Origin of the sequence: Nostoc sp., assembly GCF_036918015.1 — a bacterium.
Classification (GTDB): Bacteria; Cyanobacteriota; Cyanobacteriia; order Cyanobacteriales; family Nostocaceae; genus Nostoc.
In genome coordinates this window covers 1-18882 of sequence record NZ_JBALEO010000040.1, presented here as the reverse complement: position 1 = coordinate 18882, position 18882 = coordinate 1, and the positions used below count along the sequence as shown (strand labels likewise).

The 18882-nt window shown below is 40.8% G+C and carries 18 protein-coding genes and 1 pseudogene; 3 read left to right on the top strand and 16 right to left on the bottom strand.

The features are described 5' to 3' along the window. Positions 1-25 precede the first annotated feature (25 nt). From V7K61_RS09490 to hsdR, 8 genes are all read right to left on the bottom strand, one after another. Positions 26-847 carry a DUF3800 domain-containing protein gene (locus V7K61_RS09490; protein ID WP_335053043.1) on the bottom strand — a complete coding sequence of 274 codons (822 nt, stop codon included), beginning with the start codon at positions 845-847 and terminating at the stop codon, positions 26-28. Positions 848-1194: 347 nt separating this feature from the next. Next, on the bottom strand, positions 1195-2367 hold the full coding sequence (locus tag V7K61_RS09485) for a Fic family protein (protein WP_335053041.1): 1173 nt from the start codon (positions 2365-2367) through the stop codon (positions 1195-1197). Between the two features lie 61 nt (positions 2368-2428). After that, on the bottom strand, positions 2429-3625 hold the full coding sequence (locus V7K61_RS09480) for a restriction endonuclease subunit S (RefSeq protein ID WP_335053039.1): 1197 nt from the start codon (positions 3623-3625) through the stop codon (positions 2429-2431). 71 nt (positions 3626-3696) lie between these two features. Then, positions 3697-4101 carry a type II toxin-antitoxin system VapC family toxin gene (locus V7K61_RS09475; RefSeq protein WP_335053037.1) on the bottom strand — a complete coding sequence of 135 codons (405 nt, stop codon included), beginning with the start codon at positions 4099-4101 and terminating at the stop codon, positions 3697-3699. Continuing rightward, positions 4101-4325, bottom strand: a complete 225-nt coding sequence (locus V7K61_RS09470; RefSeq protein WP_335053034.1) for a hypothetical protein — start codon at positions 4323-4325, stop codon at positions 4101-4103. The genes V7K61_RS09475 and V7K61_RS09470 overlap by 1 nt, the downstream gene beginning before the upstream one ends. Before the next feature lie 16 nt (positions 4326-4341). Then, on the bottom strand, positions 4342-6138 hold the full coding sequence (locus tag V7K61_RS09465) for a class I SAM-dependent DNA methyltransferase (RefSeq protein ID WP_335053032.1): 1797 nt from the start codon (positions 6136-6138) through the stop codon (positions 4342-4344). A gap of 32 nt (positions 6139-6170) precedes the next feature. Continuing rightward, the gene (locus V7K61_RS09460) at positions 6171-6833 is read right to left on the bottom strand and encodes an MAE_28990/MAE_18760 family HEPN-like nuclease (RefSeq protein ID WP_335053030.1); all 663 of its coding nucleotides are present in this window, start codon (positions 6831-6833) and stop codon (positions 6171-6173) included. 9 nt (positions 6834-6842) lie between these two features. Next, positions 6843-9233: an EcoAI/FtnUII family type I restriction enzme subunit R gene (gene hsdR / locus V7K61_RS09455; RefSeq protein ID WP_335053028.1), complete on the bottom strand. Its 2391-nt coding sequence runs from the start codon at positions 9231-9233 to the stop codon at positions 6843-6845. Between the two features lie 596 nt (positions 9234-9829). Here hsdR and V7K61_RS09450 point away from each other — a divergent pair. Together V7K61_RS09450 and V7K61_RS09445 are read left to right on the top strand one after the other, a co-directional pair. Continuing rightward, the gene (locus tag V7K61_RS09450; RefSeq protein WP_442936306.1) at positions 9830-10198 is read left to right on the top strand and encodes a hypothetical protein; all 369 of its coding nucleotides are present in this window, start codon (positions 9830-9832) and stop codon (positions 10196-10198) included. Between the two features lie 141 nt (positions 10199-10339). Next, complete coding sequence (locus V7K61_RS09445) at positions 10340-10585, top strand: DUF262 domain-containing protein (RefSeq protein ID WP_335053026.1); 246 nt, start codon at positions 10340-10342, stop codon at positions 10583-10585. Between the two features lie 81 nt (positions 10586-10666). Here the strand turns inward: V7K61_RS09445 and V7K61_RS09440 are convergent, their stop codons facing one another. Continuing rightward, on the bottom strand, positions 10667-11155 hold the full coding sequence (locus tag V7K61_RS09440) for a hypothetical protein (RefSeq protein ID WP_335053024.1): 489 nt from the start codon (positions 11153-11155) through the stop codon (positions 10667-10669). Between the two features lie 250 nt (positions 11156-11405). After that, positions 11406-11633: pseudogene (locus V7K61_RS09435) on the bottom strand (transposase); the annotation flags it as partial. A 13-nt stretch (positions 11634-11646) separates the two neighbouring features. On the opposite strand from V7K61_RS09435, the gene V7K61_RS09430 reads away from it, so the two are divergent. Continuing rightward, positions 11647-12903: a hypothetical protein gene (locus V7K61_RS09430; protein ID WP_335053022.1), complete on the top strand. Its 1257-nt coding sequence runs from the start codon at positions 11647-11649 to the stop codon at positions 12901-12903. Between the two features lie 120 nt (positions 12904-13023). On the opposite strand, the gene V7K61_RS09425 is transcribed toward V7K61_RS09430, so the two are convergent. The 6 genes from V7K61_RS09425 to V7K61_RS09400 all read right to left on the bottom strand — a co-directional run bounded on the left by V7K61_RS09425 (position 13024) and on the right by V7K61_RS09400 (position 18346). After that, complete coding sequence (locus V7K61_RS09425) at positions 13024-13713, bottom strand: hypothetical protein (RefSeq protein ID WP_335053020.1); 690 nt, start codon at positions 13711-13713, stop codon at positions 13024-13026. Positions 13714-13746: 33 nt separating this feature from the next. Beyond that, positions 13747-14415 carry a hypothetical protein gene (locus tag V7K61_RS09420; protein WP_335053018.1) on the bottom strand — a complete coding sequence of 223 codons (669 nt, stop codon included), beginning with the start codon at positions 14413-14415 and terminating at the stop codon, positions 13747-13749. Then, positions 14408-15187: a TIGR04255 family protein gene (locus V7K61_RS09415; protein WP_335053016.1), complete on the bottom strand. Its 780-nt coding sequence runs from the start codon at positions 15185-15187 to the stop codon at positions 14408-14410. Before V7K61_RS09415 ends, V7K61_RS09420 begins: the two co-directional genes overlap by 8 nt. Positions 15188-15614: 427 nt before the next feature. Then, positions 15615-15758 carry a hypothetical protein gene (locus V7K61_RS09410; RefSeq protein ID WP_335053014.1) on the bottom strand — a complete coding sequence of 48 codons (144 nt, stop codon included), beginning with the start codon at positions 15756-15758 and terminating at the stop codon, positions 15615-15617. A gap of 109 nt (positions 15759-15867) precedes the next feature. Next, positions 15868-16038, bottom strand: a complete 171-nt coding sequence (locus V7K61_RS09405) for a hypothetical protein (RefSeq protein WP_335053012.1) — start codon at positions 16036-16038, stop codon at positions 15868-15870. 148 nt (positions 16039-16186) lie between these two features. Then, positions 16187-18346: a pentapeptide repeat-containing protein gene (locus V7K61_RS09400; RefSeq protein WP_335053010.1), complete on the bottom strand. Its 2160-nt coding sequence runs from the start codon at positions 18344-18346 to the stop codon at positions 16187-16189. Positions 18347-18882: the final 536 nt, after the last annotated feature.

Genomic DNA, 18882 nt, shown 5'->3' with positions numbered 1-18882 from the left:
GTCTGGGTAACTTGTTTACTTAGACCTAGCCCACTACCCACTTTAATTTATCTAGCGACAGTAGATTTGAATCGGTATACCACTCTCCATATCCTTTATTTCGCCGATCATCTAAATCCATAATCATTCTGTATTTCTGGGCAAGGGGAAAAAAATACTTCTCTTCCTGGCGTTCATATAATCGCTGTAAAGCCCACAGATAGTAGTCAACAACTTGCAAGCCAGCAAATTCTGATGGGTAGGCTGGTTTAATAATTGTTTGACTATCTGAGCAGATTTGCCACTTAGTTTCAAAGTTCTTTTTTGCTTGATTAATAGCTTGTTGCAGTGCTTCTTCCCGTGCTGTTTTACCGCGTCTAGCAAAAACAATATGATTAGCACTGGCTTTGTGTAATCGATCCTTAAACAATCGTTTAACTAGGTCATCATATATATCATCTTGATTTATTTTTTTGCTCAAGGCTTCGTAAGTTTTTTGGGTTGCTAAGGCTAACTCTGCTTTGCATCTAATAGCCACAAATATTTTTACTTCAAAAGTTTGCATCAGTTTGAAGACTTCTAGCCTAACATCATGGTGATCGTCTTTAGCATGGAAAGTAATTGCAGTTTTCTTGGCAGACGGTTGCATTGAGGGGATATCTTTAAAACGTGGATCGTTGCAAAGTTGTGTTCTAAGTTCTGCAAGTTCTAAAATTACCTGTTCTGGTTGACAAATCTGGGCTATACCTACCATAAAAAACTTAGATGCCCCTGGTTGTCCTACTATAATTCGTCCTTTTTTGTCAAAAAAAGTTAAGTCTCCTGCTTCGTCAACGAAGTAATGGCGAATATTCGCTTTTTCTTTCATGCGTAAAACATTTATAGTTTAAATAAATTTACCAGCGTTGGATAAAGCTCCCACCTCTTTTTTTAGTGACAATTCGCTTTAGAATGCTTAAGCATTGATAGTAACAGCACATCAAGTTCTTTTCTCATTCTTCTCTAAAATTATTTCATTGTGTCAGTTTACGCTTGTAGCTCATGGAAGTAGCTAAGACATAACGCTGTGAGTGAATTGGGAGCAAATGCAAGCGACAATATACTATCCAGCTAGCAAAACCCACTTTGGACAAGGCTTTACAAAGATTGCAACTAAAGTATAATTCTAATCTAAAGAATTATACTTTTCAAGTAAAAAGTATAATTTAAGTAAATTTACTCACCAATGACTTGTAAAACTTTTGGCGCAATAAATATTTTTCCGTAAGAACCTTCACTAGCCTGCACCAGGATACCTGCATTGACGAGCTTTTCAACGTTCTGTTGTGCAGAGCGATAGCTAACATCTATAATTGTCTGGGCTTGGGTAATTGTGAGAATAGGAGACTCAAACAAGCTGTCTGCAAGACGCAACAATAGGGCTGTGGCACGGGTTTGAGTTAAGTCTTGCCTCCATTGCAACTGCAAATCTTGTAACCGTTTCGACCGAACCAAGGCATCTTTAGATTGTTCAGTTACCCCTTGTAGAAAAAATATTAGCCAGTCCCGCCAAGCCCCACAATGACTGATTCTGAGCATTAAATCATAATATTTTTGTCGATGACGTTCAAAAAACGCACTGAGATAAAGTAAGGGTTGGGGTAATAAGTTCCAATGCAAAAGTAATAATGAGATTAGTAATCGCCCAATACGTCCATTGCCATCAATGAAGGGGTGAATAGCTTCAAATTGATAATGAATTAAACCTATCCGAATAAGTGGTGGATAGCCACAGTCACTATTAAGATATTTTTCTAATTCCTGAAGACATTTTTCCATTTCTGGCACAGGTGGAGGAATAAATCGAGCGTCGTTGATAGTTAGCCCTTGCACTACAATCCAGTTTTGAAAACGACGGAATTCTCCAGGAGCCGCTTTTTCTCCACGCACACCATCTACTAAACGCTCATGGAGTTCACACATAAAACGTAAGCAGATAGGCAGGGTTGTGAGTCTTTCTAAGCCATATTCTAAAGTACGAACATAATTCAACACTTCTCTTACATCAGATTCTGGTGGAGAAGGATTTAGACCTGGAATGGTTAATTGTCCGGTTTCATAGGCGTAGAGGTTGGTAATATCTGCTTGCGTTCCTTCAATACGTGAAGACAGCACTGCCTCCCGGCGAATAAATGGACGGATGAGAAGATTTGGATTGGGCATAGTACGTCCTAATCCTGCAAGTTCACCCAAGGCTCGGTCAGCATCAGAAAGTGTGCGCCAAATTTCTGTATCCAGTTCTAGCACTGGTGGTAAAGGGTTGGGAACAAAAGCAAAACAAGGATTTTCTCCCTGTATAATTTGAACTAATTGACCTGTTGGGCTATTTTGAAAGTCTTCTGGCTTCATACTGTATTGCTATTTTCTGTGCCAACTATTTATTGATAAAAAATCTTGTCTCTCTTTTCCTTCAAAGTTCTCCTTTGAATGCTTTGTCCAGAATGGAAGGTAAAAGTGCATCAAGTTCTTTCATCGCCTGTTCTCTAAGCCGTTTCATTGTGTCTACTTTGGTTTGTAGTTCATCAAGGTAGGCGACGATGCGGTGTTGTTCGGACAGAGGTGGGACTGGAATTGAGAAAGAAGCAATATGTCCTTGATTAATTTTCCATATACCAGAGGTTGTTTTAGCAACTTCAGTTATTTTTTCTCGCATTAATGGATTATTCCACCAAGCTACAAAAAATGAGGGCAAGATTTTATGGCTATCTAAAGGGACTAGGATAAATAAATCAGGAAATATAGTTCCTTCTGCAAACTTCTTAACAATCCCTGCTTGACCAACTAAATGTTTGCTACCATTTCCACGAACGATAAAAACATCTTCAGCTTTGACTAAATATTGTTGTGCTTCTTCGTGACTCATTGGTACTGGCTTAGAGTCAGTGCAATCTATGTGACCATCTCTGATTGCAGATAACCTTATGCACTTAATTTCTGATAGTTGCTCAGTTGCCCTGATAGATTTTCCATTCTTAAGATTTGTACGTCCTACTAACTTTTCTATAGAGATACTACTTTCTATATAATTATCAAAAATTTTTCTAACAAGATTTTTATAAATCAAATTACTTTCCTCAAGTGCTTTTTGACGTAACGATCGCACTTCCTCAACCTTCCCCACCAGTTCCTCAACCCGCGCCACAATCCGCCGTTGTTCCTCTAGCGGTGGCAGGGGAATTTCAATTTCTAAAAATTTTTCTGGTCTAATTCTATTTTTTCCGCTAGTACCGCGTGATTTTTCATCACAATTTTCCCAGCATTTTTTTGTTTTTGTAAACCAATAAAACCAAAAAGGGTATAGTTTATCTAAAATAGGAGTAAAAGTTGGAAACTCACCCGAAACATAACAACCAGCAAGACTGGCAGGAACAACGGAAACACTACCATTTCGCGCCCAAATTTTATTTACAACAATATCGTTTTCTTCTACTTTTGAGAGTGTTTTATATTGAGTCTGAATTCCGTCTATTGACTCTCTCTCATAAGTGCCTTCACCCCAAAGTTTTACACCTATTTGACGGTATATTTTCCCAGCCATTGGAACTTCTGGACGTTCAACAGGGACAGCTATTTGGACTAAAGGTACTAAAGGATAAATTGTATTCATACTAGTAATTGCCTTGGCATTATATACTCATAAATAACCCTCAGCAATAATAATGTGTTTAGGTCAAGTTTTCACCAAATAGTTTTAATAGTGGTTAAAGCTCTAATTCGCAAATCACGAGTAACTAAAGGAATACCCAAATAAAAAGCTGTAGCTGCAATAATCCTATCAGGCATATCAGGAACAGTTACCCGATCAATTTGCCGAATTGCTCCTGAAACATTTCGATCCAGAGGTAGAAGTACAATACCTACATTGGGATCATCCAAAGCGTTTAAAATTCGTGTTAATACCTCTTCAGCAAAGCGTCCCTTCTCAACTAAATAAGCAATTTCTATGACTGTGATAGCTGATACGTAAATAGGATTACCTGTATTAACTGCTTGTTCCAACGCTGTTAATGCGGCTTCAGACAATCTCTGCAAGTCAAAAATGTACCAAATTAACGTGTGTGTATCTGCAACTACCGATGTCATTAAACAATATCCTTGGGAAAATTACCCCACATTTCTTGACGCGCTTGAGCAATCTCTTCTTGAGTAATATCCACTTTTAAATCAGCACATAATCCTCTAACAGATAGTAAAGGAGTCTTAGGAGTCGTTTTTTGAGATAAAAATTCTGCAAAATCTAATAGTTGCTGCTGTTTCTCAATAGGTAACTGGCGTAATCTTTCTAACACTGCTTGCTCGATGTTCATCTAACTTTCTCCTAATTTAACTTCCCAAAAGCGCTTGAATCTCCGCCATAATTTCAGCTACTCGCCTATCTTTCTCTAAGATATCAGCAACTAATTGCTCAGGTGGTAAATGCTCAAAATCCTGCTGACTATTTGGGTTTTTTCGGTCAAGATTATAAATCGCCCAGTAAATAGCCTCCCCTTTAGCCTTCTCATCTTTAGCAATCTCGCGCTGAATTTGCTCCGCAGTTTGAGCCTGTTTAACCTCATCCTTGACTATCTGAATCTGATTTTTAATCTGTGCAATATCTTTGGATGGTGAAAAATCCAAAATTGAATTCTGCAAGCCTTGGATTTTCTCAGCTAATTCCTTGACTGCCTTTGCAAGTTGATTAGCCGTTTCCTCTGCTTTCTTCCCAGCATCCCAATGAGGCGTTGCATCTTTTATCGCCTGATTATAAGCTTCCCTAAAGTTATATTTATAAGCCTGTGCATTCTCTTCTCGATTCTTCCACCATGCTACACATACAGAAAAATCTTCATCCTGTATCGGCTTAGTTTTGGTATAAGTTTTCCGTCCTTCTGGCAAAGGTAACTCATAGTACCAAATCTCATTCGTTTGTCCAGAACGGTCAAAAAATAACAAATTTGTGGGAATGCCAGTATAAGGCGCAAACACCCCATTAGGTAAACGGACAATGGTATGCAGATTAAAATCCTTGAGTAAATCTTCCTTGAGTTTGGCGCAAGTATTATCCCCAAATAGCACCCCATTGGGAAACACTACTGCGGCGCGTCCTGGTTTGGGTCTTTGTCTGAGACGACGCATAATCAACTGAAGGAATAACAACGCAGTTTCTTTAGTTTGTCTATCTGGGGGAAAGTTATTTTTAATTCTGTCTTCTTCCTCACCCCCAAACGGCGGATTTGTGAGAATCACGTCTACCCAATCTTTTTCACCCATCTCCGAAAGGGTAAACCGCAGACTATTACCGTCATCAATATCGGGATATTCAAACCCATGTAACAGCAAACTCATGTGCGCTAACATCAAAGGCAAGGATTTTGCCTCACCGCCAATAATGCTTTTTTGTAATATCTGCCAATCTTGGGCGCTACAATTCTTTTTCAGGTATTCATACGCCTCGACCAAAAAACCACCAGTTCCGCAAGCAGGATCAAAAATGGTTTCTCCCAGTTTCGGTTCCATCACCTGCACGATAAACCGCACTACCGGACGGGGGGTGTAAAACTCTCCCGAATCTCCCGCAGCGTCTCGCATTTCCTTCAGCATCGATTCATAAAGGGTGCTGAGGAGATTCACTTCTTCTGATTTGTCAAAGTGAATATCATTTACCTTATTCAGGACATCCCACAGCAAAGTCCCGCTAATCATGCGGTTAGTGACATCTTTGAACACCTTGGCGATGACATCAGCGCGATCGCGTCCGGTTTTGCTTTTGAGATTTCGCAAATAGGCGAGTAACCCTGCACCTTTCGTGCCATCTGGTAAAATTGCCTCATCATTGTTGATGAAACTTTTCAGGCGATCGCCCGTAAAACTTTCATTAGCAGCCCAATCTCGCCAGCGATAAGGCGGTTGAATAGTTGGTTTATAGGATATTCCTTCTAACTCTGCTTCTACCTCATGCAGTTTTTCGGAATCATCCAAAAGTTTCAAGAACATAATCCAAGTCAACTGGGGGAGACGGTCTAATTCTCCATTCAATCCCTTATCTGTCCGCATGATGTCACGCGCTGACTTAACCACGCTACCCAGTTTTTGGGCGGTGGTTACGGGTTGATTATTTTGTTTTGTGGAACGTTTTGGCATTTATGTACTGTATTTATACTTTTTAATAACAATTAATAACTATCTTGACTAGTAATTTGAGTGATATAAGTAAATACGACCGATTCAATAATATCAACAATTTGTTGCACGTGCTTCAAAAAAGCCTCTACTTGCTGCTTCTTAACAGTTTCAGAAGCACTTCCTCTATGAGCTATTGAACCCCGTAAATTAATATATTTATCTAATTTTAGAGCCGCTTGAGTGGCTGACATTTTTTTCCAACGCCATGAGTGTGAAATATTTTTAATCGCTAACGACTCATCAAATAATTTATCAATATTTACTGTTATGGGTGTATTTAGTTGTCTGTTTCTTTTTTCTTGTAATTGCGTAAGTCTATTTCTGAGATAGTTTCTCCAACCATCATCTGCAAGACTCCAAACTGCTAATTGATTTTGATCCTCTTTTACCGACTTAGCTACTTGTTTTTTGATTTCCGTTGATAAATTATCTGAGGATGTTGCATAATTTACTATGTGTTCTAATCCTTCGGCGGCAATATCTTCACAATATGCTTCCCAAATGGCACAAATCAAAACAACAGCAGATTTATTCAGAACTTCAAGTCCATAACGTCTTCCAGGACTACTCCCACCACTTGATTCATGAAACTCTAATAGTTTATTAATATCTTCACAGTTTTTATCAAATTTTTGTTTAGCATTACTTTCCATATTCAATTTTTATGCAGAATATAATAGGTTCTGTAGTTGATTTACTGCTTCCCTAAGTTGATTAACTCCACCAAACCGTTGAGCAATTTCAGCCACATTGCCATATTTCTTAAATTCGCCGTTAGCCTTAAATGTCGTCGGAATATTAAACTCCTCAACTCCTTTTTCTGCATACTTGTCCAAAACTATCTCTAAAATTGCCCTAGCATCTTCCCCATATTGTTCAAAAAAATCAGTCTTGCGACGACGCAACGCTTCAGCCCGTTGCTTGCAAGTCAGCACCGGAGCATCAAAGGCAATATGACATAGTAAATCAAAAGGGTCAGCTTCGGGAAGATTAGTAACTTGTTTTAACTCATCAAAATCAATATCCCTATCCGCCAACAATTCAATAATTTCTGAACGCTGTTCTGGATCTGCCCAGCGTTCCTGTATTTCTAGAGTAGAACGATACAGGATGCGAACTTGTTCTCTGGTGTAATCAATTAATCGAGACAAGCGCAGTTGATTATCTGGATTTAAATCATAGATTCTTTCTTCAACAATCTCTTCGCTTCCCCCGTCAGCGTAATATTTCCGAGGTGGTATGTCATCATCATCTGGAAGTCCCGGAAATCCAGACCTTTCATCGTCTTCCAAGTCGTCTGCTTCCTCTTCTAACTCTTCTGAATCTAATTCCTCTTCATGTTCAGAGAGTATTTTCCCCTGATCATCTATCTCTGATTCATTAATCAGGGCGGGTTCACCGTCAAAATCTCTATCCTCAAACAATACTGTGCTGTTGGTGTAGTCGAGTATATTAAAGGACAGCTTACCTCGTTCTTCTCGCACACGAGTTCCCCGTCCAATAATCTGCTTAAAGTCTGTAGGTGAACGAATTACACGGGCAAGCACAACATTTTTACAGGTAGGAATATCTACCCCTGTTGTTAGCAACTTAGCAGTAACAGCAATAATGTGAGTTTCATCTAAGACATCTTTAAATTTGTAGAGATGCCCTTTACCCACATCACCAGCATCAGAGGTAATGCGAGTTATATAGTCAGGATTTGTTTTGGTGATATCGCTGTTGAGGTTGCGTAATTCCTTAATCATTGCTTTAACGTGTTCCTCATCCACGCAAAAGACAATGGTTTTGGCATAGCGATCGCCACTTCTCAAAAAATCAGTAATGTGTTGTGCGATCGCCTTTGTCCGTGCCTCTCTCACCAATTTCCGCTCAAAGTCTGGGGTGAGATAAACTTCATTGGGAATTGTTCTTCCATAACGGTCAATCTCTCCAGCGTTAGGTCGCCATCCTTGGCGATCGGAACGGGTAGTAATTCGATAAACACGATAGGGAGCTAAGAAACCATCATCAATCCCTTGCTTGAGTGAATATGTATAAAGGGGATTGCCAAAGTAGCGATAGGTATCAACGTTGTCATCCCGTAGCGGTGTTGCTGTAAGTCCTAACTGATACGCAGGTTCAAAATGTTCTAGAATTTGTCGCCAGTTACTTTCATCCCTGGCGCTACCTCGGTGACACTCATCAACAATAATCAAGTCAAAATAATCAGAACTGTATTCTCTATAAAGTCCAAAGCTATATTGTGTATCACCAATTGCTTGATAAATAGCAAAGTAGAGGTCACGTCCTTTTTTCGCTTCCCCCTGAATTTTGTAAATTTTCTCCTGATTAAAGGCAGAAAAATCCTTATTCATCGGGTCATCTACCAGCACATTCCGGTCTGCCAAAAACAGAATTCGAGGAGAACGAGATTCTCCAGAAGCATTCCACTCCAAACTTGACAATTTCCAAGCGATTTGGAAAGCAACAGTAGTTTTACCTGTTCCTGTCGCCAATGTTAGCAGTAAGCGCTTTTGACCTTTGAAAATTGCCGCTAGTGCAGCATTAATAGCATTTCGTTGATAGTAACGCAGTGGTTTATCTGGAATTGGATAAAACGGAGTTAACAGTTTTTCTGCTATGTCTGTTCTAATTTGCTCCTTCGCTTCCCCAGTTAGTCGTCGCCAAAGTTCATCAGGACTGGGAAACGATTCCATCACATCAGACTGCTTACCCGTGATGAAATCAAACTCTACAATTCCTTGTCCGTTAGTCGAGTAAGCAAACTTCACCCCTAGAAGATTGGCATAGTCTATTGCCTGTTCCAGTCCCTCATCTGGTGTTTTATGTTTTCGCTTGGCTTCCACCACGGCTAAGGGAAATTCTCCCTTATATAGCAGCAAATAATCTATAAATTTTCGTTCACCACGAGGTTGACGCTTGTTTTTGGGGCGAATTTTGCCATTAGTGAAGTAATACTGCTCAGTATAATCGTGAGGCTCTTTTTCCCACCCTGCATCTCTTAGTTTTGGCTCAACATATTTACGGCAGGTATTAGCTTCATTGCTCATTGCTTGCTATTTTACTAGTTAGTTTTCTAACTTAACACCTAGTTATGTCTACGCACAAAAAAATCATATTACCCTTGTTATTCAAGATGCAAATAATACCTGAGCGATAATCAGCGATCGCACTGCTTTTCTACATACATCGTGGCTCATAATATCTTTAATGTAGTCACGAATCGTGAGTAAATGTGTTACTCAGATCAAGTAAGGTCATAGACATCATTCGCTCAAGGGCTGAATATAGAATCGACGCGCTCAGTGAAAAGCCCTTGGAGCCGATGGAATACTGTAAAAAATGGGTTGATATGTCCCCCGATGACCGGGGGTACAGAAAAGCCTGCATAGCCTCTCTCGCCGAAGCAACTGGGCTGAGTCCAAGGACTATAGGTAATTGGGGTTCCAACTTCGAGAAGCGCCCCAATTATGTAACGCATATCTTACGTATGGCTGATATGCTCAACCAAATCAAAAAAATAGTCCTACCCCCTGACTTTCCTCAACAATAATTTACTCGTGAATCGTGACTAAAATACTTGTGCTAAGAGCAGATATTTCTTAAGTTGAGGTCAGCAAGTATGGGTTTTGAGTGCAGTAGCTAGGTGTCTTCACAATTCCCTGCTGCTGTAACCCTTACTAACTCACGAACGCCCAAGATGCAAACTGGGAGGCAATCCCACCAAAATAAACATCAAATTGATATCCTCTGTCAGTTGCCCCTAGAACCGATGGAATATTGTCGTCGTTGGGTTACTCACGAACCAGGACGTAATTATCGCAAAGCTTGCATTAATGCGATCGCAGAAGTTACAGGTACTAGTCCAAAAACTGTTAAAGATTGGGGGACAGACTTTGATCGACGGCCTAGATACGTTACCCGAATATTACGGCAAGCTGATTTAATCAATCAATTTAAGCAGCTAGTAGTAAGGGGAATTGTTGTCTTACCTCCAGACTTTCCTCAAGATTAAGCATAAGCGATCGCTACTCACGACCAACTGCCCCAAAAACCCCTTGCTGTTACCCCAAAGAGAATCTTAGGCTGACATACGAAGTACTAGCTGTAACGAGTAGCCGCATTTTTCTTGATGACAAAAATGGCAGAACATCAAATGAACTCAATCTCTACCTTTGACATCACTAAATATTTTCTCCTTGATGTCATGAAAGACATTAAAACTGGACGTATCCAACTTCCAGATTTTCAACGAGATTGGGTTTGGGACGATATCCATGTGCGTCGTCTGCTTGCCAGCATATCTCTGGCTTATCCAATTGGCGCAGTAATGATGCTTCAGCAAGGTAATCAAAGTCGACAATTCAAACCCCGCCCGATTGACGTAACTATAGATTCTTGAAACCTCCTGATGGCAATAGTTTTGAAGACATAAAATAAACCTTGCCCTAAATCTGCCCTAATTTTATACATGAAAAATTTTTCATGCTTGGAATTTTTGTAGTAGGTCGTTGCGGTTGTGGAGGGCGATCGCTTCTAGTATCCCCTGCCTCATCCGCTCTTTTTTCTCTCCAGTAATGCCTAAGTCCTCAAGGATAAAGCTTTCGAGTGAGGTTTTGTTGGTTGCCTCCAGTTTGCCGATTAATATCTCAGCTTGGTTTTTTGGAGCATTGGCATTAAGGAAAGTGCGGTTATCGCGATCGTATCCTGAATAGTTCTTCATCTCTGGCATGGGGAACCACTCGTTTAGTCCGCCGTGGAAGATGGCACGCTTCACTGGCGATTTCTGACACAGTGCTTTGATTTCATCAGACTTGAGGCGTTTGTCATTGGGGATAATCTGCGCTCTTAAAACTTGCTCTGATGCGGAAAGCTGTTCTTCTGAGACAATTACATAAGGGGTAAAAATTGATTTCTCACCTCCATCAAAACCAATCCCGGAATTGTGACCGTTTTGACCCGCATTTCTCACAAACAATCAAAAATCAATTTACATGACCTGATGTAAGACATTTTTTTGATACATCATGAATTCAAATTTACGTGGTGTAACAAATTAAGTATAAAACAGTAGCTATGAAGATAGAATAATCACTATGTTTATCTTTGTACTGAAAATAAAATGCTGTGTCTAGAAAAATAAGCATTTCAAAACTAGACTTAGATAAAAGCAAGCCAAAATATGATTAATTATGAGAAATTAAATGCAGTTTGAGTTGATATTAAGCAGTATTCGGGAGCATTTTTAAGCATCTGTAAGCAGCAGCCAAAATATGTTTATATGGACAAGAGCTAGTAATCGCAATTAAAATTCGCCGTGTGCTTACAGTAATTAAGGCTCCTAACTTCAATAATTTGGTACGAATAGTTCCAACTTGAGCGTTTTGTAATTCTGTTTTGGCTAAACATCTTTGTCGCAACGCATTCATCAAAACGTAAGCTATAGAAGAAAACTCAGATTTTGTGAGAAATCCGGGTGAAGAGAACCGCTTCAAAAAGCAGACTTCTCAACTTGATGAATCCAAGGCAAAACTCGACCTTTACAACCAAAGTCTTGAACGCACCTCAAAGTTAGAACAGTCCCGCCAGAGCTTATCTAAAGCATTATCCGACGCATCTCAAGCAAGAGTTGAAAATCAAAGAACTGATGCTGACGATGCACAAGGCTTAGTTGACAAGCTCAAAGATCCAAATGTCAAGCGGCGAACCAAAAGGGCGGCTCGCGAGCAACTAAGAGACATGGGTTATGAGGTAAATTCCAGCACCAAACCTGAAGTTATGGAGTTGCAGATTAAAGAGAAAAGGATTGAGGCTGAAAATAGAATCGCTCTCATCAAGCAGATGGCTTTGGAGAAAGAGCAGGAGTTTCAACGTAAGTCCCTAGAGAATGACCTGAAACGCCAGCGTATTGCTGCTCAAATCCTTTTAGATGAAGCCGAGTCAGCCCAATTATCAGCTCAAAAAGCCAAAAATGAAGCTGAGGGAGCGCTCAGGATTGCCATATCCAAAAAAGACCCACTGGCTATTCAAACCGCCCAGACTAACCTAGACATTGCTAACAAACAAATCGACCTCAGCAATCAGCGTGTAGATAGCGCCCAAGCTAATCTCAACGACCAGCCTGAGATCGCTGCTAACTCCACGGCCGAACAAAAAGCGACCCAAGGCGCTCAAACTGAAAGTCTTGCATACGGTGAAAAAAGACGCCAGCGACAAAGCGCATCAGATTTAGTGGAAGCTGGGGAAAAAGCACGGCAACCGATGAGTTTATCATCAGCTGAGGCTAAGGTGGAATCTACTAATCCACAGTTGGCACTTCCGACCAGGATCGACATCAACCAGATGCCCAAGCTTGACCTCAAGCCGGGAGAAAACTTGTTTGATGCTTACCAAAGGCAACGAGAGGGGATGAAGTTGCCAACATCAGGGGCGCAATTGCCCAGCAGCAAGGTTGATATGCCGCCAGTTGATAAAACGGCTATTGCTTTAAATTCAGCTACCATTCAACCACGTGAGGCATCTGGAGGCAACCAATTCGTGGAGGCGCTGAAAATGGCGAACCAGGGGATTGAGCAAAGGTTAGATGCTCTCAACAGTGCAATTATCACTCTAGCCAATACACCGCGAAGCCTGACCGTACAAACTCCTAACCCAATTGATGATGCAGCAGACTTGATGAATAGGATGTCACGCGGTCAGGTAATGGCGGCGGGAGTGTGAAAAATTTTTCAGGAAGCTATACTTGTTCCTGCTCTAGCTCTTGTTGAATAAACGCCTTGACTACTGTTGTTAGAATCGCGTCATTCAAGGCTTAAGCCATATCTTTTATAGCTTGCGGGGCTACATTTCTATAGGGCTGTCAATTTGCACTACTTGCGCTAAATGCTGAAGAATTTCAATTTGCTCACCTGCTGTCAGATCCTTGCCATTTTCCCAACTGGGTGGTGGTTGAGAGTGATTCAGTTCTCCAAAAGTTTTAAGGCAGTGTGAGTAGGCAATACCGGCTTGAAGACGATAAGAGCCTAACGACTTCCCCTCATTTCCAAGAATTGTCCATCCTATAGTTCTATTGTGAATGCCCTTTAAGATTGCAACCGCTAATTCTTCAGAGTCGTCAATGTCTAGATCAAAATGCCGCTCGTTGGCTGGGTAAAAGTTTAAATTATTTTCAGGGGTGAATTGGTAGCGAGTTGTTTTTGGAAAACAACTTACCGGAATGATTAAAGAACCCCTAGTACAGCTAGATTTTCGAGGCTTGGACGCAGCAAGGAACTCTTTTTGAGATATACCTTCTGCTATCACCGCAAGAGAATGCCCTACGTCAAAAGGAGTACATATATCGGCATTATAAGTAGAAATACCTGAGCTTTTTTCTGCTAGTACTTCCTTGATAACTCTTTGAATTAAATCCTCGCTCCAGCAACCGTCTGTACAGATAATCGCCTCGTTTACAATTAATTTAAAATTTGTCAGCTTTCTACAAAGACGCACTAGATATGTGGGCAGTTTAGATCCTTGAAGGGATTGCACGAGATTTCATGTAATCAAGAGACTGAACATAACTTAACCGAATAGTCTAATTATGCCTTGAATCAATTCAGAGTGTGGCAGATTTTTAGTAGAAAGTGTAGTTTGCAAAATATTCCTGCCCAAAAAACCACCACAAGCTAAAAGACACACTGCGGAAGATTGAGCCAATAATTTATCTGTTGATTCTAAAAATAACCCGATAACGTTAAGCAAAATTTTACTACTGATTTGAGCTTCTGCATCACTCAAGAGCGCTATAAGAATACGTTTAGCGGTTGAAGACATGTCATAAAGTTCAACAGCTAACCTTGTTTGATATTCTTCTGGGTTGTCTGTCAACCATTCAACTATTGCTTCTGAAATTTTATACAGGGCATCCTCATCCTTGTCATTTGCACGCAACTCATAAAAATATTCTTTGATTTGAGCAGGGAAATCATTAAGTTCTATAAGTGGCACTGCCGACGATGTTGAGGCAGAAGCTAGGATCTCTTCCCAGCAGTTTTGAACTGTCCTATTGGCATTTTTCAATAAGACTTTGCTCAACGCCTTTAAAACAACTTGTTTGTTAATTGAAAGGTTAAAATTATTATCCTGAAGATAATGCCTTGGTAGATACACGCCCGATGAGCGAATATTTGTTGGCACATCAGCATCAACAGGGATAGATATCTCCGCCAAAGTTCTGCCTTGTCTATTCAATGGACTCAGGGCCCAAGGCTTGGTGTAAGCTGGGAGTGATACACCACTGGAAAAAGTTTCTTGCCTCTCGGTTGAATTGATCGAGGTACGCGCTAACATCGTCTGTCTCCACTATCTTCTCGGTATGAAAATCAGCATCTATGAAATAACCCAGTTCATTAGTTGCATTTTTTATTGCAAGCCCGTATTTAGCACTCACCATTGCGTCTGCATAACCCAGATGACACACAAAATGCGAAAATGCCTGGGGTAAATCATTCTCTAGTAAATCGTCAGTTGCAAATATTCCTAAAATTGGGGGTTTAAGCAACTCCCGCCACGGGCGACCTACCAAATTAAGCTCGGAGCGCATAATAACGTCTTGGTATCTCAAGCCAATCCTTGTAAAGTACGAAGGCTTGTAGTATTTAGCTAGTAACTCAATAGCAATAAGTAATCGTTTTTTAAAATCCTCCCAGCTTTCATATTTAAACGTAGAGAGAGCTATAAAATCACTTGCTAGAACCAGTTTCCACTCTCCTGTTTTATTCGCAAACTCATAAGATGAACCTTGCCCAAATAGGACTGGCGGTGAGTTAGGCTGCGGGTTAGACAACGAGAACTCAATGGATTGACCAGTACTGAAGATTGGATAATCTGCTCTTACCGCTTCCTGAAAATCCACAGGAGCTTCTTTTTCAATTCTTAATATCTTGGGAAATCGAAGCTGGCAGATTACTTCCGCAAGAGGGTTGCGGATATATCTGACACGGGGTGATTCGGGAAACTTCATGCAGTTGTTGAACTTGGCTAGCTGGCAATAGAACGCAAATAACTGACTAGGCAGTGATAAAGGTATGCTAAAAAATAATTTCTACAGTAAATAACAAGACTCTGTAAAGAATTTTCTTCACCTTGACAAACTAAATCGATTGTCTTATTTGTCTCATCTTAATTGTAAGACAGCAATGGTCTGCTGTCTTCCGCACTTGAAGTGAGTATTTTATAATTTTTTTATAAAAATCTCAGTAGATTATCTAAGGCGAAAGCCAGTCTGGCAAAGCCTTTAAACGTTTAAGCCTTAAGAGCATTTTTTAAAGAATTTTATAAACTTCAAGTATCGTGACTTGTCTTACACTTGTCTGCTATCTGTCTTACCAGCAGATGTCTTATTTTGTGTTGCTGCTTGCGATCGCCCTCAGTTATGAAAAATTTTTCAGCTACCCAAAAGCGATCGCTTCAAGAGCATACCTGTGCCCTTGGACACTTAAGTATCCAATCTTAGTAGGCGAAAGACTTGAGCGATCGCCCTCGGTTATGAAAAGTTTTTCAGATATTGAAGCGATCGCTCTGTTCAGGCTCATGAAAAATTTTCCAAGGATGGTGATTTTGGCGCCGATCCTGGGAGCTATGGGAGCTATAAGTAGAGTAGTAGCTTGCATCGCCTCACTTGTTGAAAAATTTTCCAACATCTCACAAAATCATCAGCGCATTAGCCAGCGCCGCAATCTGTCTAGCTATTATCTGTTTCCCTTCAGTAACCGAACCATGTCGCAATTCATGAATTGCTTGATGCAAGCCTGTATGAGCATTGCAGGCTGCTGTTATAGCCGTCTCTAAAACTTGAGGGCTTGGCTTGCTCACAACTCACCTCCACAAATCCCACTTTCACCAAATATTACCAGTTATTCATTGCCCTCTTGGACGTTCCAATCAATCAATTCCCCACTGCGGAAATACGAACAGCAGCGTAGTTGTTCACAATTTGCTTTGGCAGAATCATAGTTAAAAATTATGGTATGGGTATACCCGATAGTCTCAGCGCTATCTTGAAAACTTCTTTTGCGGCTTCACTTACAGTTGTTTTAGCGGCGGTATCACTCAATGATTGTCCCCATTTAACCAACTTGCCTAAAACTGTGGGGTCATTATCAGCTTTCTTTGCCAAGTCCTGAGCAGCTTGTTGTTGGGCTTGCTCTTGGCTATATCCTTGAGTTTGCAGTTGAGTCAAAAGCTGTTGAATATCTGCGGCAGCTTCAGTAAGGTTTTGTTTTGACGAATAATCAATATTTGATGAGTAGTCATTTAAAGTTCCGCCTATCGTAGTGCCTTCATCTCCTGAAAAACCACCACCAAATTTCGGATTATTAAGGTTATACTTGGGTGCTTCTGACATTGTATTTTCTTGATTGTTATAGGTTTCTGCATTAACGCTATGTTTTTCAATAGCTGTTTTTAGTGCTATCTCAATTTTTTTGTCTAATAAACTAATTGTGTTATCTTTTTCTTTTAGTAATTCTAATAAAGATTCTGGTGGTAAAGATATAAGAGTGTCGTAACTCTTAAAATATTCAGCATGTAATTCCGAGTGATTAGCGGTTGTTGCTGTTTCAGCTTTGATTAAAAGTTTATTTTTATTAACTCCACGTTTTTCTACCGCTACAGGTTGAATTTCTGCTTCTGGATTATTTTCGATTAACTGGTTTAAAGCGATTTGGATTGCACGAAAATCAACTTCTGTGTTGTGGTACAGGTCTAGAGTTTTGACAATGGGAGCAATATATTCTGTAAATTCACCTTGTTCAAAGTTTTTATTCCAATCATCTGGTTTACGGCAGCGATTTGGGTTGTCTTTTGTTTCTAATCGCATGAAGATGTAATCACACTTCACCTCATTGAGTTTAGTTTCACCAGTAAGACCCCAGTCCTCTATAGTAGCTCCGGTGAGGGTAGCGCCTGTAAAATCAGTATTGTCTAACTGCGTTTGTACTAGCTTGGCTCTAGATAAGTCTGCATCTTGCAAGTTAGCTTCATTTAAATCCGCACTAATAAAACTGGCATCTTGCAAGTTAGCACCTTTAAAATTGACCCCTCGCAAGTCTTCACGGTCAAAGTTCTTATCTTGTCCCTTTCCTGTAACCAGTATTTGTCGCACTTGTGGAAGAAATAGATAGCTTGAACCAGGGCGAACTTGGTCAAGTTTTTTGGTTTTATAAAAGCAAGTGTGAGTTAGATTAGCTTTTCTAAAGTCCGTACTTTTGAGGCTAGCGCCTGTAAAATTAGCGTTAGTTAGGTTAGCGCGGCGGAAGCTTGTACCTTTAAAGGCTGCAAAGGCGACGACGATGTTGCGAATTAGAGTGTGCTTCTCATCTCCCTTCAATGTACGCCAACTAATATATGCGCTAAATAATACGACGGCGAAGAATCCGGCGTAGGCTCCGACCAAGGAGACTTCGTAGCCAATGGTGGCTTTGCTGGTTGTTCTTCCTAAGTAGGCTCCGATGAAGGCTTCGACAGTGCCGTAAACGTAGGCTCCGGCATCGGCGAAGATGTAGACGAAGGCTGCGGCGAAGGCTCCAGCAGCGGCGAAGGCTCCGGCTACGATGTAGGCTCCGACGAAAGCTGCGGTTATGATGACGGCTCCGGCTACGGCGATGGCGAAAGCTCCGGTGTAAGTTCCGGCTCCGGCTGCGGCGATGGCTGCGGCAAAGGCGATGCTTCCTTGGACGCTTTTGGCGATTCTGACGTAGACGTGGGCGAAGATGTAGACGAAGACGTAGGCTCCGGCGAAGGGGACGGTTCCAAAGACGGCTCTTGAACCTGCCTGTATTCCTTGACGAATTGTAACAATAAAGAAAATAATAACTACTATACTAAGTAAGCCTGATATCCGAATTTCTAAAGAAGAATTGTTAATGATTAGCGCTATCAAGGAACCAACAAAAGCTGATAAAAATCCTGCTATCGCCGCCAGCGCCCACGAAACAGCCACTAAGAGAGCAGCCCATCGGCGTTGCAGTCCAGCTTTGGCATGACTAAAGTTTGCACCTGTCAGGTTAGCACCGCTAAAGTTTGCCCCTCGGATGTCGGCATAGCTAAAGTTCGCACCCGCAAGGTCTTGTCCTTTGAAGTTGCGTCCTCGGAGATTTTGACTAGAGTTGTCTAAAACCATATTCCATTTTATGAGGTGAGCAAATTTTACTACACGCTCACTGCTTTAAATTCAGGAATGGTTCAGATATTCCTTCTTGTTGCATGAGAATTATTTACCAAAGTTTAAGCGAAGCCATTCGTTTAATTTGAATCGTTAACACTGGGTCAGTTTGGCATTCAAGCAAAAATTCTTCGGGTGGACATTCACAATTCGCCGCATAGGATTTAAGTCGATTGAGTCGCCCCGATCACAATTTAGAATTTTGCGGGACTGTGGAATAATCTGCTAACTTAATACCCCACTGCGGGTTATTGGTAATTGCGCCCATGAGTGATCCCTAGCAACTAAAGTCTGTCCGCTGCATTTAAATTATACTTCTCTATATACTTAAAAAACGTCAGCAATGACCATCAAAACCCAGAAAATTTTGATTTTGGCAGCAAATCCCAAGCAGACAGTACGTTTGCGTCTTGATGAAGAATTGCGTGATCTTGAGGAAGGTTTGCAAAGGGCGCAAAATCGGGAGAACTTTGAGCTGCGGTCTAAGTGGGCAG